The organism is Kocuria sp. KRD140 (assembly GCF_017168375.1).
Classification (GTDB): domain Bacteria; phylum Actinomycetota; class Actinomycetes; order Actinomycetales; family Micrococcaceae; genus Kocuria; species Kocuria marina.
The window spans coordinates 408,103-422,833 of sequence record NZ_JABFAW010000001.1 but is presented as its reverse complement, the minus strand read 5'-3'; the positions used below and the strand labels follow the sequence as shown (position 1 = coordinate 422,833).

The 14,731-nt window shown below is 68.9% G+C and carries 12 protein-coding genes; 6 read left to right on the top strand and 6 right to left on the bottom strand.

Annotated features, from left to right (window positions below; translation table 11 throughout):
* The 5 genes from whiA to secG form a co-directional block, all read left to right on the top strand.
* Window positions 1-888, top strand: an 888-nt coding sequence (gene whiA, locus J1M36_RS01850) for a DNA-binding protein WhiA (protein ID WP_206478521.1), incomplete at its 5' end; no start/stop codon positions are given.
* Window positions 889-1,125: 237 nt separating this feature from the next.
* Complete coding sequence (gap, locus tag J1M36_RS01845; RefSeq protein ID WP_064846590.1) at window positions 1,126-2,133, top strand: type I glyceraldehyde-3-phosphate dehydrogenase; 1,008 nt, start codon at window positions 1,126-1,128, stop codon at window positions 2,131-2,133.
* Window positions 2,134-2,218: 85 nt separating this feature from the next.
* Window positions 2,219-3,442 carry a phosphoglycerate kinase gene (gene pgk / locus J1M36_RS01840; RefSeq protein ID WP_206478520.1) on the top strand — a complete coding sequence of 408 codons (1,224 nt, stop codon included), beginning with the start codon at window positions 2,219-2,221 and terminating at the stop codon, window positions 3,440-3,442.
* A 98-nt stretch (window positions 3,443-3,540) separates the two neighbouring features.
* Window positions 3,541-4,359 carry a triose-phosphate isomerase gene (tpiA, locus tag J1M36_RS01835; protein WP_064845166.1) on the top strand — a complete coding sequence of 273 codons (819 nt, stop codon included), beginning with the start codon at window positions 3,541-3,543 and terminating at the stop codon, window positions 4,357-4,359.
* A 57-nt stretch (window positions 4,360-4,416) separates the two neighbouring features.
* Window positions 4,417-4,671, top strand: coding sequence for a preprotein translocase subunit SecG (gene secG / locus J1M36_RS01830; RefSeq protein WP_035962057.1), 255 nt, complete (start codon window positions 4,417-4,419; stop codon window positions 4,669-4,671).
* Window positions 4,672-4,869: 198 nt separating this feature from the next.
* Here secG and pgl read toward each other — a convergent pair whose 3' ends face one another.
* The 6 genes from pgl to tkt all read right to left on the bottom strand — a co-directional run bounded on the left by pgl (window position 4,870) and on the right by tkt (window position 13,290).
* Complete coding sequence (gene pgl / locus J1M36_RS01825; RefSeq protein WP_206478519.1) at window positions 4,870-5,685, bottom strand: 6-phosphogluconolactonase; 816 nt, start codon at window positions 5,683-5,685, stop codon at window positions 4,870-4,872.
* Window positions 5,678-6,700 carry a glucose-6-phosphate dehydrogenase assembly protein OpcA gene (locus J1M36_RS01820; protein ID WP_064845168.1) on the bottom strand — a complete coding sequence of 341 codons (1,023 nt, stop codon included), beginning with the start codon at window positions 6,698-6,700 and terminating at the stop codon, window positions 5,678-5,680. Before J1M36_RS01820 ends, pgl begins: the two co-directional genes overlap by 8 nt.
* The gene (zwf, locus tag J1M36_RS01815; RefSeq protein WP_206478518.1) at window positions 6,697-8,235 is read right to left on the bottom strand and encodes a glucose-6-phosphate dehydrogenase; all 1,539 of its coding nucleotides are present in this window, start codon (window positions 8,233-8,235) and stop codon (window positions 6,697-6,699) included. Before zwf ends, J1M36_RS01820 begins: the two co-directional genes overlap by 4 nt.
* A 33-nt stretch (window positions 8,236-8,268) precedes the next feature.
* The gene (locus tag J1M36_RS01810) at window positions 8,269-9,873 is read right to left on the bottom strand and encodes a glucose-6-phosphate isomerase (RefSeq protein WP_206478517.1); all 1,605 of its coding nucleotides are present in this window, start codon (window positions 9,871-9,873) and stop codon (window positions 8,269-8,271) included.
* Window positions 9,874-9,993: 120 nt separating this feature from the next.
* Entirely contained in the window at window positions 9,994-11,100 is a 1,107-nt protein-coding gene (gene tal, locus J1M36_RS01805) for a transaldolase (RefSeq protein WP_098053383.1), read from the bottom strand.
* Between the two features lie 78 nt (window positions 11,101-11,178).
* On the bottom strand, window positions 11,179-13,290 hold the full coding sequence (gene tkt, locus J1M36_RS01800) for a transketolase (RefSeq protein WP_206478516.1): 2,112 nt from the start codon (window positions 13,288-13,290) through the stop codon (window positions 11,179-11,181).
* 370 nt (window positions 13,291-13,660) lie between these two features.
* On the opposite strand from tkt, the gene J1M36_RS01795 reads away from it, so the two are divergent.
* Window positions 13,661-14,608, top strand: a complete 948-nt coding sequence (locus tag J1M36_RS01795; RefSeq protein WP_231885421.1) for a heme o synthase — start codon at window positions 13,661-13,663, stop codon at window positions 14,606-14,608.
* Window positions 14,609-14,731 lie beyond the last annotated feature (123 nt).

Here is a 14,731-nt window from a genome sequence, read left to right as displayed (position 1 = left end):
GGGCTGCACATCGTGGGCGGGCGAATCGTGGTGCAGGCGGAGCTGGACACCGAATCGGTCGCGCGCCGCGCGGCACGCGCCGTGGGGGAGGTCTTCGGCCACGAGTGCGAGCTCGGGGTGATCAGCGGCGGTGGTCTGCGCCGGGACCGTACGTGGGTCGTGCGGGTTGCCCGCGACGGTGAGGCGCTGGCCCGGCGCACCGGGTTGCTGGACGCCCACGGTCGTCCCGTGCGCGGTCTGCCGCCCACCGTAGTCAACGGCAGCGTCGAGGAGTCCGCCGCCGTGATCCGAGGTGCCTTCCTGGCCCACGGTTCGCTCACCGAACCGGGGCGGGCCGCGGCGATGGAATTCACGTGCCCCGGTCCCGAGGCAGCGCTCGCGCTCGTGGGTTCCGCGCGTCGGCTGGACGTGCTCGCCAAGGCGCGGCAGGTGCGCGGGGCGGACCGCGTCGTCGTGCGCGACGGGGACACGATCGCCACGCTGCTCACGCGCCTGGGCGCGCACCGCGCGCTGCTGCAGTGGGAGGACCGCCGGATGCGCAAGGAGGTCCGCGCCACGGCCAACCGGCTCGCGAACTTCGACGACGCCAACCTGCGCCGCTCCGCGCAGGCCGCGGTCACGGCGGGGGCCAAGGTCGAGCGTGCCCTGGACCTGCTCAGGGACGACGCCCCGGAGCATCTGCGGGCCGCCGGCCGGCTCCGGGTCGCCAACAAGCAGGCGAGCCTGGACGAGCTGGGTCGGTTGTCGGACCCGCCCCTGACCAAGGACGCGATCGCCGGGCGGATCCGCCGACTGCTCGCCATGGCGGACCGCCGTGCCGAGGAACTGGGTGTGGCCACGACCGCCGAGTTCGCCGCGCACGCTGGGTCGGAACAGCGCCGCGCATAGTAGCACCCGCGGGCAACACGCCGGTGCTGTGGGTTTTTGTGGGGTTTACGGGGGAGTCGCCTGAATGTGCGTCGAGCCCCTGTCGAACCGCGTGAGTTCTCGGTAGAATAGGACCGGAAGACCCGGCGGGCCTCGGACGACGTCGAGAACAGAGTGTGGGAGTTCTACCGTTTGGTTTGGATCCCACATCTCGACGGACCGGTACCCGCCAACCCCCGACAGACAGAGGAGATCGCAGTGACAGTCAAGGTTGGCATCAACGGTTTCGGACGGATCGGACGCTGCTTCGCGCGGGCCCTGTACACCGAGCACGGCCACGACATCGAGTTGGTCGCGGTGAACGACCTCACGGATCCGGAGACCTTGAAGCACCTGTTCGAGTTCGACTCCGTCATGGGCCGGCTCGGCGCGGACGTCACCCTGGACGGTGACATGATGACCGTGAACGGCCACCAGGTGAAGTTCCTGGCCGAGGCCGATCCCTCCAAGCTGCCCTGGGGCGAGCTAGGCGTGGACATTGTGATCGAGTGCACGGGCAGGTTCACGACCGGCCCCAAGATGCAGGCGCACCTGGACGCCGGTGCCAAAAAGGTCGTGCTCTCCGCACCGGGCAAGGAAGTGGACGGCACGTTCGTCTACGGCGTGAACCACGAATCCTACGACTCGGCCAGCATGAACCTGGTCTCCGCCGCGTCCTGCACCACCAACTGCCTCGCGCCGCTGGCCAAGGTCATCAACGACGAGTTCGGCATCGAGCGCGGTCTCATGACCACGATCCACGCCTACACGGGTGACCAGCGCCTGCACGACGCCCCGCACAAGGACCTGCGCCGCGCCCGCGCCGCCGCGCTGAGCATGATCCCCACGACCACCGGTGCCGCCGCCGCCGTGGGCCTCGTGCTGCCCGAGCTCAAGGGCAAGCTGGACGGCTTCGCCGTGCGCGTCCCGGTTCCCACCGGCTCGCTCGTGGACCTCACCGTGGACGTGGAGAAGGACGTCACGGTCGAGTCCGTGAACGCCGCGATCAAGCAGGCCGCCGAGGGCCCCTTCAAGGGCATCATCGAGTACTCCGAGGAAGCGCTCGTCTCCAAGGACATCGAGGGCTACGACGTCTCCACCGTGTTCGACGCGCCCCTGACCAAGGTCATCGACAACCAGGTCAAGGTCATCGCGTGGTACGACAACGAGTGGGGCTACACCCTCCGTCTCGTGGACTTCGTCTCCTACGTAGCGGATAAGCTCTGAGTCAGACCGCTCAGTGGCGCCGGTGCCCGCGGGTACCGGCGCCATTGTCATCAGTACGGCATCACCACAGGAAGGGATGACGGATATGGCCAAGTCACTGGACGATCTCATGGCAGAGGGGGTCGCGGGTCGCCGCGTGCTCGTGCGCTCGGACCTCAACGTTCCGCTTGACGGTTCCACCGTGACCGACGACGGTCGCGTGCGCGCGTCCTTACCGGTGCTCACCAAGCTCGCCGACGCCGGCGCACGCCTGATCGTCATGGCGCACCTCGGGCGCCCCAAGGGCACCGTGGACCCCAAGTACTCGATCGAGCCGGCCGCCGCGCGCCTGGCCGAGCTCGCGGACGCGGACGTCGTCGTCGCCTCGGACGTGGTGGGTCAGGACGCCCACGAGAAGGCCGAGGCCTTGCAGGACGGACAGATCCTCGTGCTCGAGAACGTGCGCTTCGACCCGCGCGAGACGTCCAAGGACGACGCCGAGCGGGAGGAGTTCGCGGCCGAGCTCGCGTCCCTGACGGGGGAGAACGGTGCGTACGTGGATGACGCCTTCGGGGCCGTGCACCGCAAGCACGCCTCCGTGTACGACATCGCCCGCGCGCTGCCCGGTTACCTGGGTGACCTGGTCAAGACCGAGGTGGACGTCCTGCGCAAGGTCATCTCCGATCCCGAGCGCCCGTTCGTGGTGGTCATGGGTGGGTCCAAGGTCTCCGACAAGCTGGCCGTGATCGACAACCTGATCGGTAAGGCGGACTCGCTGCTCATCGGCGGCGGCATGGTCTTCACGTTCCTCGCGGCCCAGGGTCACGCGGTGGGTTCGTCCCTGCTCGAGAAGGACCAGATCGACACCGTCAAGGGTTACCTGGACCGCGCCGCCGAGGCGGGCACCGAGATCGTGCTGCCCGTGGACGTTGTGTACGCCTCCGAGTTCTCCAAGGACGCCGAGCACGAGGTCCGCCCGGTCTCGGACATCGAGGGTGGGAAGATCGGTGACTCCGGCCTGGGCCTGGACATCGGCCCCGAGTCCGCCGAACTGTTCGCGCGCACGATCGCCGAGGCGAAGACCGTGTTCTGGAACGGTCCCGTGGGCGTGTTCGAGATGCCGGCGTTCGCCAACGGCACCAAGACCGTGGCGCAGGCCCTCGTGGACTCCGACGCCATGAGCGTGATCGGCGGCGGCGACTCCGCCTCCGCCGTGCGCAACCTGGGATACCGGGACGACCAGTTCGGCCACATCTCCACGGGGGGTGGCGCGTCACTCGAGTACATCGAGGGTAAGGAACTGCCGGGCCTCGTGGCGCTGGGCGCCTGAGCCGCCGCACACCGTGATGCGTGGGGCCCGCCGCCGCGGGCCCCACGCGCCCGCCCCCGTCCACACAGCCACGCCGCACGACCGAAGGAGATCCAACCATGACCACCCAGACCAACGGTGTCTTCGACCGCACGCCCCTGATCGCGGGCAACTGGAAGATGAACATGGACCACACGCAGGGCATCGCCCTGCTGCAGAAGCTCGCGTGGACACTCAAGGACGCCAAGCACGACTTCTCCCGCGTGGAGGTCGCGGTGTTTCCCCCGTTCACCGACCTGCGCTCCGTGCAGTCCCTCGTGGACGGCGACGGACTGCAAATCGTCTACGGCGCCCAGGACCTCTCCGACCAGGACTCCGGGGCATACACGGGAGACATCTCGGGACAGTTCCTGGCCAAGCTTGGGTGCCGTTACGCGCTCGTGGGGCACTCCGAACGGCGGAGTATCCACGCCGAATCCGATGAGCAGTGCCGCGACAAGGTCCGCGCCGCGATCCGTCACGGCCTGACCCCCATGCTGTGCATCGGCGAGGGTCTCGAGCAGCGCCAGGCCGGCGAGCACGTGCAGTACACGCTCGAGCAGTTGCGCGGGAGCCTCGCGGAGCTCAACGCCGGCGAACTCAAGGGCCTCGTGGTGGCCTACGAACCGGTGTGGGCCATCGGCACGGGGGAGGTGGCCGGACCCGAGGACGCCCAGGAGATGGCCCACGCGATCCGCGCGGAACTCGAGTCGCTGTACGGCGAGGACTTCGCGAAGGCCACGCGGGTGCTCTACGGCGGTTCGGTGAAGTCCTCGAACGTCGCGAACATCCTCGGGGGAGCGGACGTGGACGGCGCCTTGGTGGGCGGTGCCAGTCTGGACGCGGAGGAATTTGCTAAGATTACCCGGTTCGAGCAGCACCTGGTCACCGACCAGTGATCCCCTCCGATCGCTGACGGTTGACCCGCCCCCGAGATTCGTGAATCGAGGCTATTCGTGGAGATCCTCCAGATCGCCCTCCAGGTGATCATCGTGGTCACCGGCATCCTGTGCATCATGTTCGTGCTGCTCAACAAGGGCAAGGGCGGCGGTCTGTCGGACATGTTCGGTGGCGGGATGACCCAGTCGCTGAACACCTCCGGCGCCGCGCAGAAGAACGTGGTGCGGATCACCACCGTTCTGGCGATCGTGTGGGTCCTGGCCATCGTGAGCTACGGCCTGCTGATGCGCTTCAGCGGCCCGGGGGTCTGAGACCCGCCGCACGCGAACCGGCTGATCCGGTCGCCACGACTCGGCACAGCACGAGAACTCGGCACAGCAGAAGAACTCAGTAGAGCAGACGACGTCGGCCCGGACCGTGAAGGTCCGGGCCGACGTCGTCGTATCCGGGGCGCGGTGTCGTCCCGTACGTGCCGGGTGACGGGCCGGGCCCGGGGCGGGATCATGGGCTCAGCCCGCGGTCCCGCCCGGGGCCGGGTCGGGGTCCTCGGGCATGCCCGGGAGGCCCGGGAGGGCGTCCTCCGTGACGAGCCACAGGGTCTCCCGAGTCCCGCGTACCGCGCTGGCCGGGGCCTCGGTCGCGGTGATCTGCGGCCGTCGGATCGTGGCGAGGGCCTCGGCCTTCGCGGCACCGGCGACCAGCAGCCAGACCCGCTGCGCGGAATTGATCGCTGGTAGGGACAGGGTGATGCGGGTGGGCGGCGGTTTGGGGGAGTCCTCGACCGCGAACACCGGGGCGTCCGTGCGCAGGACGTCCTCGCGGCCCGGGAACAGGGACGCCACGTGGGTGTCCGGGCCCAGGCTCAGCAAGGCCAGATCGAAGACCGGCAGGCCCGTGTCGGATCCCTCGTTCTCGGCCGCCGCGGCGAGTTCCTCGACGTAGTCCTCGGCCGCGGCATCGGCCGACGCGATCTCGTCCGAGCCCGCCACGGGGTGCACGCGGTCCCACGTCAGCTCGTGGGTTTCGTCCCACGCGTCCGCGGCCTGGACACCGTTGCGTTCGCCGTCCGCACCGGGCAGGAACCGCTCGTCCGACCACCACACGTTCACGCGCGACCAGTCGATCACGGCGGCGTCCGGGTGGCCGGCCAGCTCACCGATCACGCGGGTCCCCATGCTCCCGCCGGTCAGCACGAGGGTGGCCTCCCCGCGTTCGTCCTGGGCGTGCTCGAGCACCTCGAGGACGCGCCGGGCGGTGTCCCAGGCAAGGCGTTCGTCACCCTCGTGCGGGACGAGTCGCGGTTCCGGGCGGGACGGCTCACTCATCGCCGGCTCCCTCAGCCGGTGCGGAAGCCGAGGCATCGTGGCCCTGCACCGTGGTGTTCTCGGAAGGCTCCGCGGCCTCCTCACCGACGGTGCGGGTCGTGATCCGGGCACTCGCGAGCCCCGAGGTGATGACCTCGCCGTAGACCTCGTCCGCGTCCAACCGTCGCAGTTCCTCCGCGAGGCACGCGTTGAGATCCCGCACGGGCATGGCGATCTGCTGATCCGGCTGACCCGGCTGGGAGAGCACGGCCACGGTGCGGCCGGGGCGGTGCAGCTGCACCGATCCGTCGTCGGTGACCAGGCACACGCGGTCGAGACCCCGCCGGGTGTCGTCGGTGATGATGGTCGCCGGGGCATCGAGCTTGCTGGACAGCCACACCCCCAACAGCACCATGGACGGGGCCACCGTGGAGCCCTCGAGCACGATCTCGCGCACCTTCACGGGCCCCACCTGGTCCAGGACCGCAGCGAGCTGGATGCGCCAGTTGGTGATCCGCGTCCAGGACAGGTCCGTGTCCCCGGGGCGGTACTGCTGGGACAGTTGTGCCAGGGACTCGAAGGGTGCGGGCGCACGCGAGGAGTCGGTGATCCTGCGGTGGGCGATGCACCCGATCGAGCTCGTGCTGGGATTCTCGGGGAAGTCGTGCGGCCACCACGCCACGATGGGTGCGTCCGGCAGCAACAGCGCGGAGACCAGGGTCTCAGTGGGTTCGGCGAGCTCGCCGTAGCCGTGCAGCAGGATCACCTCGGACGCGCCGGCGTCCCCGCCCACGCGCAATTGCGCGTCCAAGCGGGTCTCGTCGGTGCGGGAATGCGCTACGTGCACGATGATCCGGCACGGGTGCTCGTGACTCGCGTAGTTCGCGGCCTCGACCGCGACCTCCGAGTGACCGGCCTGCGCCAGGACCACGAGCGTCAGCACGCGGCCCAGCGTCACCACGCCGTTCTCGTCCCGCAACTGATTGAGTTTCTTCTCAATCTTCGCCGCGGTGGTGTTCTCCATCTGAACGATCACGGTCGCCTCCAAACTCGCCCGTCACGGGCCATCAACTCGTGTGCCGAGTCCGGTCCCCACGAACCCGGTGCGTACGGCTCGGGCATGACGCGCTGCTCGGCCCAGTGCTCCTCGAACGGGTCCAGGATCTTCCAGGACAGCTCCACCTCGGAGTGGTCCGGGAACAGCGGGGGCTCACCCAGCAGGACGTCGAAGATCAACCGCTCGTAGGCCTCGGGGCTCGACTCCGTGAACGCGTGGCCGTAACCGAAGTCCATGGTCACGTCCCGGATCTCGGACTGGGTGCCCGGGACCTTGGAGCCGAGCCGGATGGTCACGCCTTCGTCCGGTTGGATCCGGATCACGATCGCGTTCTGACCGAACTCGTCGTTGTCCATGTCCCGGAACAGCAGGTTGGGCGACTTCTTGAACGCCACCGCGATCTCGGTGACCCGCCGGCCCAGTCGCTTCCCCGCGCGCAGGTAGAACGGCACGCCCGCCCAGCGGCGGTTGTTGATGTCCACGCGCAGTGCGGCGAAGGTCTCCGTGCGGGAATCCGCGGGGATGTCCTTCTCCTCGTGGAAGCCCTTGACGTAGTCCCCGCCCTGCAGCCCGGACGTGTACTGGCCCAGCGCGGAATGCTTCCCGAGGTCCTCGGGCAGCACCACGGATTCGAGTACCTTGGCCTTCTCGCGGCGCAGGTTGTGCGCCGTGAAGGACGCGGGTTCCTCCATGGCGGTGAACGCGAGCAACTGCAGCAAGTGGTTCTGGATCACGTCCCGGGCCGCGCCCACGCCGTCGTAGTAGCCGGCGCGCGAACCGATCCCGATCTCCTCGGCCATGGTGATCTGCACGTGGTCCACGTAGCGGGCGTCCCACAAGGGCTCGAACATCTGGTTCGCGAAGCGCAGCGCCAGGATGTTCTGCACCGTCTCCTTGCCCAGGTAGTGGTCGATGCGGAACACGCTGTCCGCGCGGAACACGCGTTCCACGATCGCGTTGAGCTCCCGCGCGGATTCGAGGTCGTGCCCGAAGGGCTTCTCGATGACCACGCGTCGCCAGCCCGTGCTGTCCTCGCTGTCGGCGAGGTCGTGGTCCGCGAGCTGTTGGCACACCACCTCGAACGCCTTGGGCGGAATCGAGAGGTAGAACGCGTGGTTGCCGCGGGTGCCCCGGTCCCGATCGAGCTCGTCGAGGGTCTGCGCGAGCCGGTGGTACGCGTCGTCGTCGTCGAACTCGCCGTGGACGAAACGCAGACCCGAGGCGAACTGGTTCCAGAGGTCCTCGTTGTAGGGCGTGCGCGCGTGCTCGGCGACGTGTTCCTTGACGTACTCGGCGAACTGGGCGTCGTCCCAGTCCCGCCGGCCGAACCCCACGAGGGAGAAGGCCGGCGGGAGCAGGCTACGGTTGGCCAGGTCGTACATGGCCGGCAGCAGCTTCTTCTTGGCGAGGTCACCCGTGACGCCGAACAACACGAGAGCCGACGGCGCGGCGACCCGGGTCAGGCGCCGGTCGCGGGGATCGCGTAGCGGGTTGCAGTTCTTGTTGTCAGGCACGCGTGTTCCTGTTCGTTCGCGGTTGGTGGCGGGTCACAGCTCCGATGCCACCCTGAGCAGCTGCGCGACGCCCTCGGCCCGGTCCGTGAGCCGCAGCCGCACGACGGGACGGTGGTGATCGCTCAGCACGCCAGCGTCGCCGTCGGCCTGCGCGCCGATGAGCTCACCGAACGTGAACGGGATCCCGGGGATGTCCACGTCAGTGCCCGTGGCCGCAGTGATCTGCAGGTAGACACCCTGCTCGGGGCCGCCCTTGTGGTACTGACCCGTGGAGTGCAGGAACCGGGGTCCCCAACCGAAGGTCACGGGACGGCCTGTGTGCCGTGCGAGCAGATCGCGGATCGACTCGAGCTGCGCCCACTCGAGACGGTCGAAGTACGCCTGCACGCTCACGTAGCCGTTCTCGGGCAGCTGGGCGAGCAGTGCGGCGAGTGCCTCGGGCACGGTCGTGGCACCGTCGAGCAGCTGTTCACTGCCACGGATCTCGATCGCGCCGTCCGTGGCGGCGGCGGGGGAGGGCTCGGGCTTGGCGGCCAGCAGCTCGCGGGTGGCCGCCTTGGCGGATTCCACGTCCGGCTGGTTGAACGGGTCGATGCGCAGCAACTGTCCCACCACCGCGATCGCGACCTCGAACGCCATCATGAGCCCGGCCAGCGAACCGGCCACGCGCACGCCCTCGCTCTGCTCCTCCGTGACGGCCTCGTCGTCCACGAGCGAGACCACCAGGACGTCGGGGGCGCCCGACGTCACTTCGGGAGCGGCGTCGTTCACGACCACGGGCAGCACACCGGTTCCGGACTTGCCCGTGGACTCGGCGATCAGCTGCTCGGCCCAGTCCGCGAAGCCCACGAATGGTGCGCCCTGGTTCACGAGCACGATCTTGTCGCGCAGCGGGGACGTCCCGCCCAGGGCGGCGCCGAGCTGCAGACCGATGTTGTTCTTGTCGTCCTCGCGCAGCATCTCGGTGGCCTCTTCGGCGTCGTCGAGCAGCGCCGCGACGTCCACGCCGGCGAGCCCGGACGGCACGAGGCCGAACGCGGTGAGCGCCGAGAAGCGACCGCCCACGTTCGGGTCCGCGGTGAAGACCTTGCGGTAGCCGGCCTCACGGGACGCGGAGTCCATGGGGGAGCCCGGATCCGTCACGACCACCACGCGCGACGGTGCATCGATGCCCGCGCGCTCGAACGCGTTCACGAACACGCGCCGGGCGGAGTCCGTCTCGACCGTGGACCCGGACTTGGAGGAGACCACGAGCGCGGTGTGCTCGAGGTCCTCGAGTGCCTTGGTGACCATCTCCGGGTCGGTGGAGTCCAGCACGAACAGGTCCACCCCCGCGCTGCGCGTGATCACCTCGGGGGCCAGCGACGAGCCGCCCATGCCCGCGAGCACGAAACGGGTCACGCCCTCCCGGGCGAAGTCGTGGCGCAATTGTTCGATCTCGGGCACCAGGGGGCGCGAGACGCGCACGGCGTCGGTCCACCCGAGCCGTACCGCGGCTTCCTCCTGCGCGGCGGAGCCCCACAGCGCGGGGTCCTGGTCGAAGAGTTTGGACGCGAAGTTCTCGGCGACCAGACGCGGGACGTGCGTGTCGATCGCCTCACGCGCGGCGCCGGCCGCCTGCAATGACAATGAGCTCACGGGGAGCCTCCTCGGAACGTGGTTTTCGGACAACGGCGCCGCGGCGCGGCTCCGACCCTATGCTCACCGGGCGGGTGCCCGGCGCGGGATCGCAGCCGCGACGCAGCGGCTGGGTTCGGCTCAGCGGGCCTCGTCGAGGGCAGTGCGCACCGTGGCGAGCAGCTCGTCCCAGGACTTGTCGAACTTCTTCAGCCCCTCGGTCTCGAGCTGGTCCACGACCTCCTCGTAGGAAATCCCCTGCTCGGCCACGGCGTTGAGCACGTCCGTGGCCTGTTGGTAGGTCCCCGTCACGGTGTCACCGGTGATCTCGGCGTGGTCGTAGGTCGCGTCCAGGGTCTTCTCCGGCATGGTGTTCACGGTGTTCGGGGCCACGAGTTCGCTCACGTACAGCGTGTCCGGCAGCGACGGGTCCTTGACACCCGTGGACGCCCACAGGGGACGCTGCGGGTTGGCCCCGGCCGCGGCCAGGCGCTTCCAACGCTCGGTCTCGAGCTGCTCCTCGTAGACCTGGTAGGCCAGGCGCGCGTTGGCGAGACCCGCCTTACCCTTCAGGGCCTTGGCCTCGTCCGTGCCCACGGCGTCCAGACGCTTGTCGATCTCGGTGTCCACGCGGGAGACGAAGAAGGACGCGACGGAGTGGATCGTGGAGAGGTCCTTGCCGTTCTCGAGCGCTTCCTCGAGGCCCTGCATGTACGCGTTGATGACCCCGCGGTAGCGGTCCAGCGAAAAGATCAGGGTCACGTTCACTGAGATGCCCTCCGCGATCGTGGCCGCGATCGAGGGCAGGCCCTTCTCGGTGGCGGGGATCTTGATCAGCGCGTTGGGCCGGTCGATGGTCTGCGAGAGCTTCTGGGCCATTGCGGACGTGGCGTCGGCGTCCTGGGCCAGTCGAGGATCCACCTCGATGGACACGCGGCCGTCCACGCCCTGGGTGGCCTGGGCGATGGGGGTGAACAGGTCGCACGCATCGCGCACGTCGTCGGTGGTGATCCGGAACACGGCGTCGTCCACGGAGGCGCCGGCCTTGGCGAGCTCCACGACCTGTTCGCGGTAGGACTCACCGTCCGCGAGTGCCGCGGCGAAGATCGTGGGGTTGGTGGTCACGCCCACCACGTTCTTGGTGTCGATCAGTTCCTGGAGGTTCCCGCTCGTCAGGCGCTGGCGGGAGAGGTCGTCGAGCCAGATGGAGACGCCGGCGTCGGAGAGTTTCTGGGTGGGAGTCGTCATGATGTCCTCACTTCACGTCGAAGGGTTCTGGGGCATCGCAGGCGGCCCGAGCGGGCCGCCTGCGACGTGGGACGGGGTTCAGCGAGCGGCGGCGATGGACTCCTCGGCGGCCTGGGCCACGGCCTCGGCGGTGATGCCGAACTCGCGGTACAGGGTCTGGTAGTCGGCGGACTCGCCGAAGTGCTCGAGGGACACGGCGCGTCCGGCATCGCCCAGCAGGTCGTTCCAGGACATCCGGATCCCGGCCTCCACGCTCACGCGGGCCTTGACGTCGGATGGGATGACGGAGTTGCGGTAGTCCTCGTCCTGGGCGTCGAACCACTCGCGGCACGGCATGGACACCACGCGGGCGGCCACGCCCTTGGCCTTGAGCTGTTCACGGGCCTCGACGGCGAGCTGGACCTCGGAACCGGTGCCGATGAGCACTACGTCCGGGGCGCCCTCGGTGTCCGCGAGGACGTATCCACCGCGGGCCACGCCTTCGGCGGAGGCGAACTTCTCGCCGTCGTGTTCCGGGTGAAGGTCCTCCCGCGCGAACGTGGGCAGGTCCTGGCGTGTGAGGGCGATCCCGGCCGGGTGCTCGTGGTGCTCGAGAATGGTTCGCCACGCCACGGAGGTCTCGTTGGCGTCCGCGGGGCGCACGACGTCGAGCCCCGGGATCGCGCGCAGCGCGGACAGCTGCTCCACGGGCTGGTGCGTGGGACCGTCCTCACCCAGGCCGATCGAGTCGTGCGTCCACACGTAGATCGAGGGCACGCGCATGAGCGCACCCAGGCGCACGGCGGGACGCTGGTAGTCCGAGAAGATCAGGAACGTGCCGGAGTAGGCGCGCGTCTGGCTGCTCATCACGATGCCATTGACGATCGCTGCGGCAGCGTGCTCACGGATGCCGAAGTGCAGCACCCGGCCGTACGGGGAACCGGACCACTGGGCCGTGGAGCGGGCCTCGGGGATGAAGGACTTGGCGTCGTCGATCGTGGTGTTGTTCGACCCCGCGAGGTCCGCCGAACCGCCCCACAGCTCGGGGAAGGTATCCGCGATGGCGTTGATGACCTGACCGGAGGCCTTGCGGGAGGCCACGGCCTTGCCCGCCGGGAACGTGGGGAACGCGTCCTCGTAGTTCTCGGGCAGTTCCTCGTTCTTGATCCGGTCGTACAGCGCGGCCTTGTCCGGGTGGGCCTCACGCCAGTCGGCGAAGGACTTCTCCCACTGTGCGCGCTCCTGCTTGCCGCGTTCGCCGACCTCGCGCACGTGCTCGAAGATCTCGGGCTCGATCTGGAAGGACTTCTCCGGGTCGAAGCCCAGGATCTTCTTGGTCGCGGCGACCTCGTCCTCGCCCAGCGCGGAACCGTGCACGCCACCGGTGTTCTGCTTGGTGGGGGCGGGCCAGCCGATGATGGTGTTCAGGGCGATGATCGAGGGCTTGTCCGTGACCTTGGTGGCCGCGACGATCGCGTCGTACAGCCCCTGCACGTCCTCCTGGTACTCGCCGCCGTTGCGCCAGTCCACGCGCGTGGTGTCCCAGCCGTAGGCCTCGTAGCGCTTGAGGACGTCCTCGTTGAACGCCACGTTGGTGTCGTCCTCGATGGAGATCTTGTTGTCGTCGTAGATCACCACGAGGTTGCCGAGCTCCTGGGTGCCCGCCAGCGACGACGCCTCGGAGGTGATGCCCTCCTGCAGGTCACCGTCGGAGGCGATCACGAACACGGTGTGGTCGAACGGGGAGGTGCCCTGAGCGGCGTCGGCGTCGAACAGACCGCGCGTGTAGCGCTGCGCGTACGCGAAACCCACGGAGGACGCGAGCCCCTGGCCCAGCGGACCCGTGGTGATCTCGACACCCGTGGTGTGGCGGTACTCGGGGTGGCCCGGGACCTTGGAACCCCACGTGCGCAGGGACTCGAGATCCTCCATCTCCAGGCCGTAGCCGGAGAAGTACAGCTGCAGGTACAGGGTCAGGGACGTGTGACCGGGGGAGAGGATGAACCGGTCACGCCCGGTCCAGCGGTCGTCGGAGGGGTCGTGCCGCATGATCTTCTGGAACAACAGGTACGCGACCGGGGCCAGGGACATGGCGGTGCCGGGGTGGCCGTTGCCCACCTTCTGTACGGCGTCTGCGGCGAGCACACGTGCGGTGTCCACCGCACGGGCGTCCTTCTCGGTCCAGTTCAACGGTTGATCGAGGTTCGGCACGGTGACGCGCCCCTTTCCTAGACGGGTTGTGCGGTCACGATCCGGAACACTCCGCCGCGGACTCGGCCGCGACGATCGGCCCGGAACGCATGTTCCGGGATCAACCTTAGTCCGGTGGGACGCCGCGTGGCAGGGACGACCGCGGCCCGCGCCACGGGCACAAGCGCGTGCCGGACATCACCCCGGCGTGGGCCGGGACCGGCGGCTATACTGATGACCGGGTATCGGTGCGCGTGCGGCGCGCCCGCCCCAGGCACTCCCGGCGCACGGCCGGGCCACCCACGTTCTTTGGAGCATTGATTCCGTGAATCACCTTGACACCGCGACGCACCCGGAATCCCACGGATCCCACGCGCCGCACGGACACGGAGTGACCGGGACCCGCATCGGGACCGTGGAGCCCGTGGGGTATCAGGGCCGGATGACCTTGGGTCGTAAGCTCAAAGCGTACGTGGCGCTCACGAAGCCCCGGATCATCGAACTGCTCCTCGTGGCCACCGTGCCCACCATGTTCTTCGCCCAGCAGGGCGTCCCCGATTTCTTGCTCGTGCTCAACACCCTGATCGGCGGCGCGCTCGCGGCCGGTGCGGCGGGTGCGTTCAACTGTTACATCGACCGCAACGAGGACCGGCTCATGCGGCGCACCGCCAAGCGCCCACTCGTGACCGGTGAGGTGGGGGAGCGTGAGGCCCTGATCTTCGCGTGGGTGCTTTCGGTCGTGTCCGTCGCGTGGCTGACCCTGGGGGTCAGCGTCTTGTGCGGTGTGCTCGGCGTGGTGGCCATCGCCCTGTACGCGGTGTTCTACTCGATCGTGCTCAAACGCCGCACCGCGCAGAACATCGTGTGGGGCGGGATCGCCGGGTGCATGCCCGTACTGATCGGCTGGGCCGCGGTGCGCGGGACCCTTGAGTGGCCCGCATTCGTGCTCTTCGCGTTCATCTTCCTGTGGACCCCGCCGCACTACTGGCCGCTGTCCATGAAGTACGCGGAGGACTATTCCCGCGCCGGCGTGCCCATGCTCGGTGCGGTGGACACCGCGCGCACCGTGGGCGCCCAGGTGGTGCTCTACGCGTGGGCCACCGTGATCTGCTCGCTGCTGTTGATCCCCGTGGGTGACGCCGGGTGGGTCTACGGTGTGATCGCCCTGATCTCCGGCGGCTGGTTCACGTACCACTGCCACAAGCTCTACGGCCTGGCCCGCGTCGGCAAGCCCACGCTCAAGCAGGCCATGTACGTGTTCCACGGCTCGATCGCCTACATCACCTTCGTGTTCGTGGGCGTGGCCCTGGACCCGTTCTTGGGTGGGCCCATTTTCTGACCCGGGCCGTTCCCGTCGGAGCCCTTCGGGCTTGCGTCTCGCCCGGCCCGCTCCAGCGTGCGGGATCCCGCCCGGGCGTTACCACGGACGACGACGCCGTCCGCCCTTCGTTCTCGACGTCAC

Bases quoted from the DNA above. Each gene is read 5' to 3' on its own strand.
- tpiA (WP_064845166.1), top strand. From the start codon at position 3,541: ATGACCACCCAGACCAACGGTGTCTTCGACCGCACGCCCCTGATCGCG.
- pgl (WP_206478519.1), bottom strand. From the start codon at position 5,685: ATGAGTGAGCCGTCCCGCCCGGAACCGCGACTCGTCCCGCACGAGGGT.
- pgk (WP_206478520.1), top strand. From the start codon at position 2,219: ATGGCCAAGTCACTGGACGATCTCATGGCAGAGGGGGTCGCGGGTCGC.
- tal (WP_098053383.1), bottom strand. From the start codon at position 11,100: ATGACGACTCCCACCCAGAAACTCTCCGACGCCGGCGTCTCCATCTGG.